Below are 12,479 nucleotides of genomic sequence, written 5' to 3' on the forward strand. Positions count from 1 at the left end.
GCCCGGACACCGGGAGCGGACCCAGCGGTGTCCGTCTACCGTCGCTGCCATGGCAGTCACCGAGATCTGGCTCGTGCGGCACGGTGAATCCACCGCGAACGTCGCAGCCGAACAGGCCGAGGCCGAGGGCGCGGACGTCATCGAGGTCGACCACCGGGACGCCGACGTCCCCCTGAGCTCCCTGGGCGAGGACCAGTCGCGTGCGCTGGGCGCCGAGCTCGCCGAGCGTGGCGTCGACGACGTGCCCGTCGCGCTGTGGGTCTCGCCCTACCTGCGGGCACAGCAGACGATCGCGCTGGCGCTCGCCGCAGGTGGCCTCGCCGAACCACCGAAGCGAGTCGACGAGCGGCTGCGCGACCGCGAGCTCGGCGTCCTCGACCGGCTGACCCGGACCGGCGTGCGCAACCGGTTTCCCGAGGAAGAAGCGCGCCGTCAGTGGCTCGGCAAGTACTACCACCGACCTGCGGGCGGAGAGTCCTGGGCGGACATGATGCTCCGGCTCCGATCAGTCCTCGTCGACGTCGATCGGCTCGAGGCTCCCGAGCGGCTCGTGATCGCGGCCCACGATGCGGTCGTGATGCTCACCGTGGCGGTCTGCCTCGACCTCGACGAGCCGGCGCTCACCGACTTCGCCGCGACGCACACGGTCGCCAACGCGTCGCTGACACGACTTCGGCGAGAGGGACTCGGATCCCCGTGGCAGCTCGAGGAGTTCTCCGCTGTGGAGCACCTCACCGAGGACGCCGAGGCCGAGGTCACAGTGCACAGCGGCCGGAAGGACGACGTCCGTGCCGGCTGAGTCGATCACCCCGAACTCCCTGCGTGACTGGCCCCTCCCGGAGCCCGGCGCCGGGAAGTACGGGCGCGGGCAGGTGCTCGTCGTCGGCGGCGCTGCCCGGACGCCCGGCGCGGCGATGCTCTCCGCGCTCGCGGCGCTTCGTGTCGGGGCAGGTCGGCTCACCCTCGCTGTGGGTCGGAGCGTCGCGGCCGAGGTCGCCGTCGCGGTGCCCGAGTCGGGTGTCGAACCCCTCGACGAGGACGATGCCGGGCACATCGCGGTCGGTGCCTTCCACGCACTCGGCGACGACGCCGGCGGCGCGGACGCGGTGCTGATCGGCCCAGGCCTCGACGAGCCGGACGGCACGCGTGATCTCGTCGCCCACATCGCCGAGCTGGTCGGGGACGAGACGTGCGTGGTCCTCGACGCCTTCGCGCTGGGCGTGGCGTCCGACGTCGCGGATCGGCTCGAACCACTTCGCGGCCGGCTCGTCATGACCCCGAACAGCGGCGAGGCCGAGCGGCTGCTCGGTCGGCCGTGCGGGGACGACGACGAAGCCGACGCCCTCGAGATCGCTGACCGCTACGGTGCGGTCGTCGCGCTGTCCGACGTGATCGCAGCGCCGGACGGGCGCACCTGGGCGAAGGGCACCGGTGCCGGAGGACTCGGGACGAGCGGGAGCGGCGACGTGCTCTCCGGCGTGGTCGTGGGGCTCCTCGCACGAGGTGCCGACCCGGCACAGGCAGCAGCGTGGGCATCGTCGGTGCACGCAACCGCGGGCGATCGTCTGGCCGTACAAGTGGGGCCCCTCGGCTACCTGGCGAGCGAACTCCTCATCGAGATCCCGCGGGTCCTCGTCGAACTCGGGCGCTGAGCGACTCCAGGCGGGCCGTTCGAGCCCATCGCGCGCGCATTAGGAAGCGGATCCGCGCGTAGGCAGTCGGAAGTTCCTGCTTCCTATGCGCGATTCTTCCTCCCACGCGCGGAATGACCTCCCACGCGCGGAACGACCTGCCACGCGCGGAACGACCTCAGGCGCCCCTACCCGCGCAGCGCCTCCACAGCCTTCTCGATGCGCCGGGCCCGGGTCTCCGGCGCCTTCGCCTGCTCCACGGGGTCCACGAGCGCCCGCTGCCGTGAGCCCGACAGCGTGTCGAACGCCGCCCGCACGCCCGCCGCGGTCAGCGCCGCGTCGAGGTCGTCCGGCACGTCGACCACCCGCGGCAGCGCATCGATCTCGAGCGTGACCTCGACGGAGTCCCCGGCCGCGACCCCGGCGGCCGCACGGTGCTCGGCGGAGAGCGGCACGAGGAACTGCTCGTTCATCACGCCGACGGTGGACCGGTAGGTGTACCCGCCGTTGATCGTGACCACCACGGACGGGCGCTTCCCGGAACCGAGCGCCTCGATGACGGCGGGCGGGACCGGCAGGCCGGTAGCCGTCTTCCGTGCTTGCAGGACCGTCGTCGTGAACCGCATCCGCGCCTCCAGAGCCGAACGAAACCAGAACCGAGCAAACCGTACAGCCGCACCCGCTGTTCCGTCACCGTTCACCACCGCAGCACGGGCCGGAAACCGGGCGCGTCCACGATCATCCAGAACCCGAACCCCGGGCCGAATTCCCGCAGCACCCGAAGCACCCGAAAGGCACACCCAGTGCAGCACAAGCGCACCCTGGCCGGCCTCGCCCTGGCCGCCGCAGCGATCGTCACCCTCGCCGGATGCTCGGCGACGAGCTCGGCCACCCCCGGCTCCGACGGCGACACCGACTGGAAGACCGCCACCAGCGCCGAGTCGGCCGGTGGCATGGACGCCCTCGTCAAGGCCGCCAAGGCCGAGGGACAGCTCAACGTCATCGCCCTGCCGCCGTCGTGGGCGAACTACGGCAAGATCATCGACGGCTTCACCAAGAAGTACGACATCAAGGTCAACTCCGCGAACCCGAACGGCTCGAGCGCCGACGAGGTCGCCGCCGTGAAGTCGCAGAAGGGGCAGTCCACCGCTCCCGACGTGCTCGACCTCGGCAACGCGGTCCTGCAGGAGAACCTCGACCTGCTGACCGACTACAAGGTCGCGAACTGGTCGGACATCCCGGACACGCTGAAGGACGAGAAGGGCGCGTGGACCCGCGACTACACCGGCCTCATGTCGATCGGGTACGACTCCTCGAAGGTCTCGGACGCGCCGAAGGACCTGAAGGACCTGCTCGGCTCCGAGTACAAGGGCAAGGTCTCCATCGCCGGCGACCCGACGCAGGCGAACCAGGCCGCGTCCGCCGTGTACCTCGCCGCGCTCGAGAACGGCGGCTCGGCCGACGACATCACGAAGGGTGTCGACTACTTCGGCAAGCTGAAGCAGGCCGGCAACTTCCAGAACGTGCTGCCGACGCAGGCCACGGTCGCCTCGGGTGAGACCCCGGTCGTCGTCCAGTGGTCGTACAACAACCTCGCGTGGGGTCCGGCAGCCGGTGCGTCCGGCAACACGCACTGGAAGACCGTCGTCCCGAAGGGGCAGGCGCTCGGCTCGTACTACTCGCAGGCGATCAGCAAGGACGCGCCGCACCCCGCGGCCGCGCGCCTCTGGCAGGAGTACATCGCCAGCCCCGAGGTGCAGAACCTGTACCTGCAGGCCGGCGCCTTCCCGTCGACCCTCACGGCGCTGGAGAAGTCCGGCAAGGTGGACCAGGACGCCCTCGACGCCGCCGGTGGCGCGCCGAAGGACTACGTCGAGCTGACCGACGCGCAGGTCGCAGCTGCGGCCAAGGTGCTGTCGGCCAAGTGGTCCGCCACGATGGGGTCCTGACCAGCATGACCACCGCATCGGCACCGGCCGCGCCCGGCGCAGCACCTGCGACGGCGACGGCGGGACCCCGCACCGCGGGGCCCGCCGCCACCAGCGCCGCGGCCGCCGATGCCACCGCCCGCCGCGTCGCCGGACCCCGTGTCCGGCGCCGCGGCGGCGTCGCGTGGCTCGGTCTCACCCCGTTCGCCGCGTACGTCCTGCTCTTCCTCGCCGTCCCCGCGGTCATCGCGGTCGGCAGCGGCTTCTTCGACGGATCAGGACGTTTCACGGTCGCGAACCTCGCGGCGTTCGCGGACCCGTCGGTCCTCCGCGCGTTCGGCGGCTCCTTCGCACTGTCCGCCGTCTCCGCGGTCATCGGTGCCGTCATCGGAGCGGTCGTCTGCTGGGCGCTCGCCGCCCTGCGCCCCGACGGTGTCGTCCGGTCGATGATCGACTCGGCCGCGAGCGTCCTCGCCCAGTTCGGCGGCGTCATGCTCGCGTTCGCGTTCATCGCGACGATCGGCGCGCAGGGACTCGTCACCACGTGGCTCGTCTCGGCCTTCCACGTCGACCTCAACGCGAACGGCGCCTTCCTCTACACGGTGCCCGGGCTCGTCATCCCCTACGTCTACTTCCAGGTGCCGCTGATGGTCCTGACGTTCATGCCCGCCCTCGAGGGCGTGAAGACCCAGTGGGGCGAGGCCGCCGCCACCCTCGGAGCGTCCCGCCTGACGTACTGGCGGCGCATCGGCCTGCCCGTGCTGGCGCCCGCCTTCTGGGGATCGCTGCTCCTGCTCTTCGCGAACGGCTTCTCGTCGTTCGCGACCGCCGCGGCGCTCATCTCCCAGGGCGGCATCGTGCCGCTCACCATCCGCACGCAGCTCACGAGCGAGACGATCATCGGCCTGCAGAACGTCGCGGGCGTGCTCGCCTTCGGCATGGTGGTCGTGATGGCCGTCGTGATGGCCGGGTACTCGCTGCTGCAGCGCCGGGCCGCCAGGTGGCAGCGATGAGCGCGGCCGTCGGCTCGCGTCCGGCGCGCACGACGTCCGCACGGCCTGGAGGCACGACTCGCGTCCCCCGCTTCGGCGCGTCCCCGTCGCGGGTCACCGCCGCGATCGTGCTGATCGTGATCGGTCTCGTGTTCGCCGTCCCCCTCGTCGCCCTCGCGCAGTTCACCTTCCGTCAGGGAACCGACGGTGGCCTGACGCTCGCGCACTACAGCGCGCTGGCGGACCCGGTCAACGCGGCGACGTACCAGCCGGTGTTCGACGGCCTCGGCGCCTCGCTCCTCATCGCGCTCATCACGGTCGCGATCGTGCTGTTCGTCCTCCTGCCCGCGCAGATCATCACCGCGCTCCGGTACCCGCGCCTCCGCCGCGTCCTCGAGTTCGTGTGCATCGTGCCGATCACCGTCCCCGTCGTCGTGCTGGTCGTGGGGTTCATCCCCGTGTACCAGGTCGTCGCGCAGGTCTTCGGCTCTGGGGCGTGGACGCTGGCCTTCGCGATCGGCATCATCTCGCTGCCGTTCGCGTTCCGGCCGATCGCCGCCGCCATCACCGCGATGGACATGGCAGTGCTCACCGAAGCAGCGCGCTCGCTCGGCGCCTCGTGGTGGACGGTGACCTGGCGCGTGCTGCTGCCGAACCTCCGCCGGGGGATCACCGCCGCCTGCTTCCTCACCATCACGGTCGTCCTCGGCGAGTACACCCTCGCCTCGTTCCTCTCCCGCACGACGTTCCAGACGGCACTCGTGCTCGTGCAGCAGACCGACCCGTACGTCGCCGCGATCTTCTCGCTCGGTGCGCTCGTGTTCGGCTTCGTGCTGCTCGTCGTCATCGGCCGGATCGGACGACGCCGCCCGCGCACCCCGAAGGACCCCGCATGACCATCACCGCCCCCGCCGCCCCGTCGTCGCTGTCCAGCACCGGAGCGACCGTCGAGCTCGACGCCGTCGAGAAGCACTACGGCGCCCACCGTGCCCTCGCCGGCCTGTCCCTCCGCATCGAACCCGGCGAGTTCGTGTCGCTCCTCGGCCCGTCCGGCTGTGGGAAGACCACGGCGCTCCGGGCGCTCGCCGGCCTCGAGGCGATCGACGCCGGCGCCATCCGCATCGACGGTCAGGACGTCGCCGCCACCCCGGTGGACAAGCGCGACATCGGCATGGTGTTCCAGCAGTACTCGCTGTTCCCGCACATGACGGTGCGGCAGAACGTCGCGTTCGGGCTGGAGATGCGCCGGGTGCCGGCGGCCGCGCGTCGGGAACGCGTGATCGACGCGCTCGACATGGTGCACCTCGCCGACTTCGCCGACCGCTACCCGCACCAGCTCTCGGGAGGCCAGCAGCAGCGCGTCGCCCTCGCCCGCGCCCTCGTCACCCGCCCCCGGGTGCTGCTGCTCGACGAACCGCTGTCCGCGCTCGACGCCAAGGTGCGGGTGTCCCTCCGCGACGAGATCCGGCGCATCCAGAGCGACCTCGGCATCACCACCGTGTTCGTCACCCACGACCAAGAGGAGGCGCTCGCCGTCTCCGACCGGATCGCCGTGATGAACGCCGGCGACATCGAGCAGATCGGCACGCCCGAGGAGCTCTACCGCTCCCCGTCCTCGGCGTTCACCGCGGACTTCGTCGGCCAGTCGAACCGGGTGCGCGGAGACCTGCGCGGCGACGACGTCTTCGTGTACGGGTTCCGCGTTCCGGCCCTCGACGGCTCCGTGCCCGACGGACCGGTGCTCGCCTACGTCCGCCCGGAGGACGTCGCCTTCGCCGCAGAGGGCGTCACCGGCACCGTCGTCTCGTCGAGCTTCCTCGGGTCGATCCGGCGCACCACTGTCCGGCTCGACGACGACACGGTCGTGACCGTCCAGCACGAGGTCGGCGACCGCCGCGCGGCCGGCGACGCCGTCGCCGTCCGCCTGCTCGGCGCGCCCGTCGCGGTCGCCCCGCTCACGTAGCCGCCGCCCTACCCGCCCTCGCAAAAGCGACAGTTCTCGCCGGCGTCGGCCCACCGCCACCGCGAAAGCGACAGCTCTCGGCGGAAGGTTCGCAGCCTTCTGTCGCTTTCGCGGAAGGGGTGCGGCCGGCGGGGTCGACGGGACGACACGGCGGACTGGAGGCGCGGGACGGCGCCGCCACGGGCCTCCCGTCCGGTCGTGGTCGCCAAAGCGACAGATCGCGCTCCCGACCGTGCTCCGCACCGCGAAAGCGACAGATGAGCGCCGTTTTTTCACGGAGTTCTGTCGCTTTGGCGGGGACGACGCGACGCGCTCGGACCGAACGGTCAGCGCTGGAAGCGCGCCGCAGGCTCGTGGGACAGGGCCGCCTCGACGCGGGCGAGCATGTTCGCCGGCATCTCGGGCAGCGCGTCGAGCGGCGCCCAGAACGCCTCGGTGTTCTCGCCGTCGGCGGGGAAGGGATCACCGGACACGTACCGGCAGGCGAACACGAGGTCGAGGTACTGCGCCCGGTCGCCGTTCGCGTACGTCATCTCCGGCAGGACCTGCACCCACGCCAGTCGCTCGGCGACGGCGACGACGTCGGCTTCCTCGAGGACCTCGCGTTCGGCGGCGACCGCGGGTTCCTCGCCCGGGTCGACGATCCCGGTGACGGGCGTGAACGCGGCGTTGTCGGCCCGACGCACCACGAGCAGCTCGCGGTTGGACCCGGTCCCGCGGGTGACCACGGCGGTGACCCCCGTCAGCCAGAGCGGCTCGGTGCCGATCTTCGAACGCAGGGACAGGACGAAGTCAGGCGTGGGCATGCCGCCACGCTACCCACACCCGGCCCTGTCGCGGACTGGTCATGACCAGTAGGGTGGTGGCGTGGAGATCATCATCCTGCCCACGCCGGCTGAGGTCGGTCGCGTCGCCGCGGCCAAGATCGCCTCCGTCGTCGCGAAGAAGCCGTCCGCCGTCATCGGAGTCGCCACCGGGTCCAGCCCGCAGGGCATCTACGCCGACCTGCAGCGTCGTGTCGACGCGGGGGAGATCTCGTTCGCCGAGGCCCGCGCGTTCGCCCTCGACGAGTACGTCGGCATCCCGCTCGAGCACCCCGAGTCCTACGCCAGCGTCATCGCCCGCGACGTCATCGCACCGCTCGGGTTCGACCCGTCGCGGGTGCGGGTGCCGGACGGCCGTGCCGACGACCTCGAGTTCGCCGCGAAGGAGTACGACGCCGCGATCCGTGCCGCCGGCGGGGTCGACGTGCAGATCCTCGGCATCGGCGCCAACGGGCACATCGGGTTCAACGAGCCGACGTCCTCGTTCGCGTCCCGCACCCGCATCAAGACCCTCGCGCCGTCCACGCGCGAGGCGAACGCCCGCTTCTTCGACTCGCTCGACCAGGTGCCGACGCACTGCATGACGCAGGGCCTCGGCACGATCCTCGATGCCCGCGAACTGGTCCTCGTGGCGCAGGGCTCGTCGAAGGCCGACGCCGTGGCAGCCGCGGTCGAGGGGCCGCTCAGCTCGTTCGTCCCCGGGTCCGCGTTGCAGCTGCACGAGCACGCGACCGTCGTCGTCGACGAGGAAGCCGCCGCCGGCCTGCAGCTCGCCGACTACTACCGCTACACGTACGCGAACAAGCCCGCCTGGCAGCTGTTCGAGTAGTCCCGCCGACCGGACCGATCAGCCGTCTACCCGCTGCGACCACGCGGTGTGCAGGCGGCTGAGTCCGTCCTCGAGGGTCTCCGCCGAGCACCCGAAGTTCAGTCGGGCGAACCCGGCACCCTGCCGTCCGAAGGCCGGTCCGCTGCCGAGCGCCACCTTCGCCTCGTCGACCAGCAGTGCCGCGGGGTCGTCGCCCCACGGCAGCGCGCGCAGGTCGAGCCACGCCAGGTAGGACGCCTGCGGCTGCCGGTAGCCGGTGCCGGGCAGCACGTCACCGAGGCGTTCGGCGAGCGTGCGCCGGTTCGCGGCGAGCTCGGTGAGGAGCGACGCCAACCACGGACCGCCCTCGCTGAACGCGGCGATGCTCGCGGTGTAGCCGAGGATCCCGGTGCGCTCGACGACCTCCGTGGGCATCCCGTCGAACCACGCCCGCGCGCGGTCCGAGGCGCCGATCATCAGCGCACACTTCGTGCCGGCGAGGTTCCACGCCTTGCTCGCACTCGTCAGCGCGACCCCGAGCGACGCGGCCTCGGGGCAGGAGTCGAGGAACGGCGTGAAGGTCGCGTCAGCGTGCACGAGCGGCGCGTGGATCTCGTCGGAGACGACCACGGCGTCCCACTCGGCGGCGAGCGTCGCCAGCGCCACGAGGGACTGCCGGTCGTGCACCAGCCCGAGGGGGTTGTGCGGGTTGCAGAGCAGGACGGTCCGGGCACCCTCGGCGAACGCGCGGCGGAGACCGTCGAGGTCCATCCGCCACCCGGCCGTCGTGTCGAACGGGTCGACCGGCCCGGACGGCGGCAGCAGCGGCACCTCGGTCACGGAGCCGCCGGCCTCGGTCACGTACTCCCAGAACGGCGGGTACACCGGCGGCATGATGACGACCTGGTCGCCCGGCTCGATCACCCGGCGGAGCGTCTCGACCGCGGCGACGGACACGTCGGTGGTGGTCCGGACGAGGTCGGGGTCGACGCGCCACGACCAGCGGCTCTCGGCGAAGTCGACGAAGGCCTCGGGCAGGGCGCGGCCGTGGCCGACGTACCCGGTGTCACCGTTCGTCACGGCCGCCACGAGGGCCTCCCGCACGGGCTCGGCGAGCATGCTGTCCATCTCGGCGACGAACATCGGCAGTACGTCCGGCGGGTAGGCCGTGTACTTCTCGCTGGTGCGGGTGCGGCGTGCATCGAACAGGGAGACCATGACGCTCATGCGCCCATCCTGACAGTGGTCGCCGGTTCGCGGCAGTGCCGGTCGTCAGGCCGGACGGAGCCCGGCGAGCAGGATCTCGACGTAACGCTCCGGATCGTCGACCCGGGTACCGCCCGCGACGGCGGCCTCGCGCAGGCCGCACAGCAGTCGACGGAGGTCGTCGGCGTCGACGTCGGTCCGGACGATCCCCTCGGTGCGGCCCCGTGCGAGCAGCCCGTCGACGGACACGACCAGGTCGCCGGCGAGGGCGGCGGTGTCGGCGCAGGAGAACCCGCCGTTTGTCAGCAGGTCGCCGAGCGCTGCGTCGTCCACCATGCTCCGGAACGCGGCCGTGACGACCCCGCGGAGCGCATCGGCCGTGTCCGGCAGCACGACGGCGGCGCGGACCTGGTCGAGCATGTCCTCGAGCGCGTCGATCGCGAGCGCTTCGAGCAGGTGCTGCTGGGTCGGGAAGTGCCGGTAGGCGGTGCCGACCCCCACGCCGGCCTCGTGCGCGACGGCGTTGAGCAGGGCCGGTTCGCCCCGGTCGACGAAGGCGCGTGCGACGTCGAGCAGTGCCGTCCGGTTGCGCTGGGCATCGGAGCGCAGCGCCTCGGGTCGGGCCATCGCGATCGTCATGTGGACACTCTATCCGCTTGTGCTAGCGTTCCGGATGAATCATCCGATTGCGTACGGCGAACGAGCAGGAGACGACGATGGACAGCTTCGAGTGGGAACCGGCAGCGATGCCCGACCAGCACGGCAGGACCGTGGTGGTCACCGGCGCGACCGGTGGGCTCGGCCTCGTCGTCGCCACGACCCTCGCGTCGGCCGGCGCGCGCGTCGTCGCCGGCGTGCGCGACCTCGACAAGGCGGCTCGTGTCCTCCCCGCCGGTCTCGCCCTGGAGGCGCGGCTCGTCGACACCTCGTCCGTCGCGTCCGTCACGGCGTTCGCCCGGCAGCTCGCCGAGGACGGCATCGTCGTGGACGCTCTCGTCAACAACGCCGGCGCGACCCTCGGCACGTTCGGGCGCACCGACGAGGGCATCGAGCGCACCTGGGCGACGAACGTCGTCGGGCCGGCGGTGCTCGCCGAGGCGATGCTCCCGCTGCTCGGCGGACTGTCGCCCCGAATCGTGCTCGTCGGCTCGAACCTGTCGCAGCGCACCCGGCGCGTGCCCGGACCCGGCGGGGTGGACGGCCCGGGCGACTACTCGCAGTTCGGCGTCTACACGGACTCGAAGACCGCGGCCGCAGCGCTGAGCGTCGACCTCGGGGAACGGCTCCGTGCTGCCGGTTCGGACATCCGGTCGGTCATCGCGCACCCCGGCATCGCGGCGACGGGGATGAACGGCCAGGCGGAGACGCTGACGCAGCGCCTCGGCGGCATGGTCGCCCGCAGCCTGTCCCGGACCGCCATGGACGGCGCTCGTTCGACGCTCTGGTCGGCGACCGCACCGGACGTCACCGAGGGCGTCTTCGTCGGACCGGCACTCCGTCGTGGTGACCGGCGGCTGCACGTCGTGCCGGTGCGGGGCGCGGCGGCGGACCCGGCGTTCCGCGCTCGCGTCCGGGCCTTCGTCGACCAGGTCGCGGTGCGCGCGGGGTCCTGATCATCCGTTCACGTGGACAGCAGGTGCCGGAGCGCCGCTTCCGTGATGCGCGGCGGCATCGCGTGGCCGCCGTCGAACACCTCGGTCGTCGCGACACCCGGACGAAACGCGTCGAGGACGCGCCGGACGCCGGCGAGGGGGAACAGTCCGTCGTCCCGTCCCGCCGCGACGAGGACCGGTTGATCAACGGCTGACGCGACCAGGGGGACGTCGCCGGCGGCGGTCAGACCCGGGACGAACCAGGCCGGGTTGTGGCGGATCCGAGCGTCCTCGAACGAGGCCAGCGTCCCGAGCCCGCAGCTGACCACGCCCCGCGTGAGTCGGGCGTCGACGGCGAGCGCGAACAGTGCCACCTGTCCGCCGAGGGAGTGTCCGACGATGCCGAGTTCGGTGTCGGCAGGACTCGTCTCGATCATCCAGGACGTCACCGTGGCGATGTCACGCGAGTGCTTCGCCTGCAGGCTGCTGCCGTCCGCCACACGGAAGAGCGCATCGAGGCGTTCGTCGGCCGCCGGGTCGTCCGTCCAGTCGCGTCGGCGTTCCTCGAAGCCGATCAGATCGGGGATGACCACGCGGGCACCACTGCGAGCGAGCACCACGCCGTAGGCGAGGCTCGGATCCCCCGCCCGCCCGGCGGCCTCGCTCTTCCCGGACGTGAAGTCGCCCGCGTGCTGGTGGACGGCGATGACGTCCGTTCCCGTGCCGTGGTCGGGTGTCAGGAGGAAGCACGGGATGGTGTCGCCGTCGGCCGTGTCCAGCTCGACGCGTGCCCACTGCACCGACCCGTCGCGACCGAGCGGTTCCAGGCGGACCGCGACCGGACGGAGTTCGGCGGGGGACGGCAGCCCGAGCAGGTCGCGGACGCGCCCTCGGGCCGGTTCGTCGGTCGTCGACAGCATGCCCGGACGCTACCAGCGGCGGCGAACCTGCCGAGTGCGGCGACGGCACGTACAGCTTCAGCCAGTCGCGCAGTGGAACGTGCTCGCGGCACGGAGGCGTTGCCGCCTGGCTCTGAGACCCGAGGCGGGCATGCGTCGCGGTGCGCTCCGGAGCCTGATCCGGCGCGCCCCGGCCGGCCGCGCTCAGTCGAGGACGCGGGCGAAGGGGTGCAGGACGAGCACCGCCGGGGGCACCGGGCCGTCCGCCGTCGGCGTGAGGGTCAACCCGTCCAGGGAGACCGCCCAGCGGACGCGGAAGACGCGCCCCTCCGACTCGATCGTGAGGACCGCACCGCGCACGCGGAACGTCATCTCCTCGATGCTGGTCGGGTCCACCCCCGTGCCGCCGAGCACGGTGAGACGCGATCCGTGGAAGACGAGTACGCGCCATTCTGGTGCCTCGCTGAGGCCGCTCCGGTTCCGCGGCGGTGTCGCACGACCGGAGGGGGCGAAGCCGAGGTCCTGGCGGGAGAGCTCCGTGCGCCAGGCGCCCTCGAGGACGTCCGCTCCGGGGCTTCGCGGCCGAGCGGGTTCCCCGGGGGCGGGGCTCGGCTCGGCGGACGAGCCCGACGACGC

General features: G+C 72.1%; 14 protein-coding genes and 1 pseudogene. 9 read left to right on the top strand and 6 right to left on the bottom strand.

Going from position 1 to position 12,479, the window contains the following annotated elements; genetic code table 11:
- Positions 1 to 49 precede the first annotated feature (49 nt).
- Together BIU96_RS08315 and BIU96_RS08320 are read left to right on the top strand one after the other, a co-directional pair.
- Positions 50 to 799, top strand: a complete 750-nt coding sequence (locus BIU96_RS08315) for a histidine phosphatase family protein (RefSeq protein WP_071292149.1) — start codon at positions 50 to 52, stop codon at positions 797 to 799.
- Complete coding sequence (locus BIU96_RS08320) at positions 789 to 1,652, top strand: NAD(P)H-hydrate dehydratase (protein WP_071292150.1); 864 nt, start codon at positions 789 to 791, stop codon at positions 1,650 to 1,652. The genes BIU96_RS08315 and BIU96_RS08320 overlap by 11 nt, the downstream gene beginning before the upstream one ends.
- A gap of 167 nt (positions 1,653 to 1,819) precedes the next feature.
- Here the strand turns inward: BIU96_RS08320 and BIU96_RS08325 are convergent, their stop codons facing one another.
- Positions 1,820 to 2,257, bottom strand: a complete 438-nt coding sequence (locus BIU96_RS08325) for a YdeI/OmpD-associated family protein (RefSeq protein ID WP_071292151.1) — start codon at positions 2,255 to 2,257, stop codon at positions 1,820 to 1,822.
- Positions 2,258 to 2,434: 177 nt separating this feature from the next.
- Between BIU96_RS08325 and BIU96_RS08330 the strand changes: the two genes are divergently transcribed.
- The 4 genes from BIU96_RS08330 to BIU96_RS08345 are packed head-to-tail and all read left to right on the top strand — an operon-like array spanning position 2,435 to position 6,514.
- Entirely contained in the window at positions 2,435 to 3,580 is a 1,146-nt protein-coding gene (locus tag BIU96_RS08330) for an ABC transporter substrate-binding protein (RefSeq protein WP_071292152.1), read from the top strand.
- A gap of 5 nt (positions 3,581 to 3,585) precedes the next feature.
- On the top strand, positions 3,586 to 4,572 hold the full coding sequence (locus BIU96_RS08335) for an ABC transporter permease subunit (RefSeq protein ID WP_083402773.1): 987 nt from the start codon (positions 3,586 to 3,588) through the stop codon (positions 4,570 to 4,572).
- Complete coding sequence (locus BIU96_RS08340; RefSeq protein ID WP_083402755.1) at positions 4,569 to 5,447, top strand: ABC transporter permease; 879 nt, start codon at positions 4,569 to 4,571, stop codon at positions 5,445 to 5,447. Before BIU96_RS08335 ends, BIU96_RS08340 begins: the two co-directional genes overlap by 4 nt.
- On the top strand, positions 5,444 to 6,514 hold the full coding sequence (locus BIU96_RS08345; RefSeq protein WP_139199921.1) for an ABC transporter ATP-binding protein: 1,071 nt from the start codon (positions 5,444 to 5,446) through the stop codon (positions 6,512 to 6,514). The genes BIU96_RS08340 and BIU96_RS08345 overlap by 4 nt, the downstream gene beginning before the upstream one ends.
- Before the next feature lie 326 nt (positions 6,515 to 6,840).
- On the opposite strand, the gene BIU96_RS08350 is transcribed toward BIU96_RS08345, so the two are convergent.
- Positions 6,841 to 7,320 (bottom strand): NUDIX domain-containing protein, encoded by a 480-nt coding sequence (locus BIU96_RS08350; RefSeq protein ID WP_071292155.1) that lies wholly within the window; start codon positions 7,318 to 7,320, stop codon positions 6,841 to 6,843.
- 61 nt (positions 7,321 to 7,381) lie between these two features.
- On the opposite strand from BIU96_RS08350, the gene nagB reads away from it, so the two are divergent.
- The gene (gene nagB / locus BIU96_RS08355; RefSeq protein ID WP_071292156.1) at positions 7,382 to 8,167 is read left to right on the top strand and encodes a glucosamine-6-phosphate deaminase; all 786 of its coding nucleotides are present in this window, start codon (positions 7,382 to 7,384) and stop codon (positions 8,165 to 8,167) included.
- 18 nt (positions 8,168 to 8,185) lie between these two features.
- On the opposite strand, the gene BIU96_RS08360 is transcribed toward nagB, so the two are convergent.
- Complete coding sequence (locus BIU96_RS08360) at positions 8,186 to 9,373, bottom strand: MalY/PatB family protein (RefSeq protein WP_071292157.1); 1,188 nt, start codon at positions 9,371 to 9,373, stop codon at positions 8,186 to 8,188.
- Positions 9,374 to 9,418: 45 nt separating this feature from the next.
- The gene (locus BIU96_RS08365) at positions 9,419 to 9,991 is read right to left on the bottom strand and encodes a TetR/AcrR family transcriptional regulator (RefSeq protein ID WP_071292158.1); all 573 of its coding nucleotides are present in this window, start codon (positions 9,989 to 9,991) and stop codon (positions 9,419 to 9,421) included.
- Positions 9,992 to 10,068: 77 nt separating this feature from the next.
- Here BIU96_RS08365 and BIU96_RS08370 point away from each other — a divergent pair, with 77 nt between their 5' ends.
- A complete protein-coding gene (locus BIU96_RS08370; RefSeq protein WP_139199923.1) occupies positions 10,069 to 10,965 on the top strand; it encodes an SDR family NAD(P)-dependent oxidoreductase in 897 nt (298 codons plus the stop codon).
- Between the two features lie 8 nt (positions 10,966 to 10,973).
- Here the strand turns inward: BIU96_RS08370 and BIU96_RS20215 are convergent, their stop codons facing one another.
- A complete protein-coding gene (locus tag BIU96_RS20215; protein ID WP_071292159.1) occupies positions 10,974 to 11,864 on the bottom strand; it encodes a S9 family peptidase in 891 nt (296 codons plus the stop codon).
- A gap of 20 nt (positions 11,865 to 11,884) precedes the next feature.
- On the opposite strand from BIU96_RS20215, the pseudogene BIU96_RS20385 reads away from it, so the two are divergent.
- Positions 11,885 to 11,980, top strand: a pseudogene (locus BIU96_RS20385) (DUF3761 domain-containing protein); the annotation flags it as partial.
- A 67-nt stretch (positions 11,981 to 12,047) separates the two neighbouring features.
- Here BIU96_RS20385 and BIU96_RS19800 read toward each other — a convergent pair.
- A partial coding sequence (locus tag BIU96_RS19800; protein ID WP_175477495.1) for a hypothetical protein occupies positions 12,048 to 12,479 on the bottom strand: 432 nt, incomplete at its 5' end.

It is taken from the genome of Curtobacterium sp. MCBA15_008, from assembly GCF_001865065.1.
Taxonomy (GTDB): domain Bacteria; phylum Actinomycetota; class Actinomycetes; order Actinomycetales; family Microbacteriaceae; genus Curtobacterium.

Bases quoted from the DNA above. Each gene is read 5' to 3' on its own strand.
- BIU96_RS08315 (WP_071292149.1), top strand. From the start codon at position 50: ATGGCAGTCACCGAGATCTGGCTCGTGCGGCACGGTGAATCCACCGCG.
- BIU96_RS08325 (WP_071292151.1), bottom strand. From the start codon at position 2,257: ATGCGGTTCACGACGACGGTCCTGCAAGCACGGAAGACGGCTACCGGC.
- BIU96_RS08335 (WP_083402773.1), top strand. From the start codon at position 3,586: ATGACCACCGCATCGGCACCGGCCGCGCCCGGCGCAGCACCTGCGACG.
- BIU96_RS08340 (WP_083402755.1), top strand. From the start codon at position 4,569: ATGAGCGCGGCCGTCGGCTCGCGTCCGGCGCGCACGACGTCCGCACGG.
- BIU96_RS08345 (WP_139199921.1), top strand. From the start codon at position 5,444: ATGACCATCACCGCCCCCGCCGCCCCGTCGTCGCTGTCCAGCACCGGA.
- BIU96_RS08350 (WP_071292155.1), bottom strand. From the start codon at position 7,320: ATGCCCACGCCTGACTTCGTCCTGTCCCTGCGTTCGAAGATCGGCACC.
- BIU96_RS08360 (WP_071292157.1), bottom strand. From the start codon at position 9,373: ATGAGCGTCATGGTCTCCCTGTTCGATGCACGCCGCACCCGCACCAGC.
- BIU96_RS08365 (WP_071292158.1), bottom strand. From the start codon at position 9,991: ATGACGATCGCGATGGCCCGACCCGAGGCGCTGCGCTCCGATGCCCAG.
- BIU96_RS08370 (WP_139199923.1), top strand. From the start codon at position 10,069: ATGGACAGCTTCGAGTGGGAACCGGCAGCGATGCCCGACCAGCACGGC.
- BIU96_RS20215 (WP_071292159.1), bottom strand. From the start codon at position 11,864: ATGCTGTCGACGACCGACGAACCGGCCCGAGGGCGCGTCCGCGACCTG.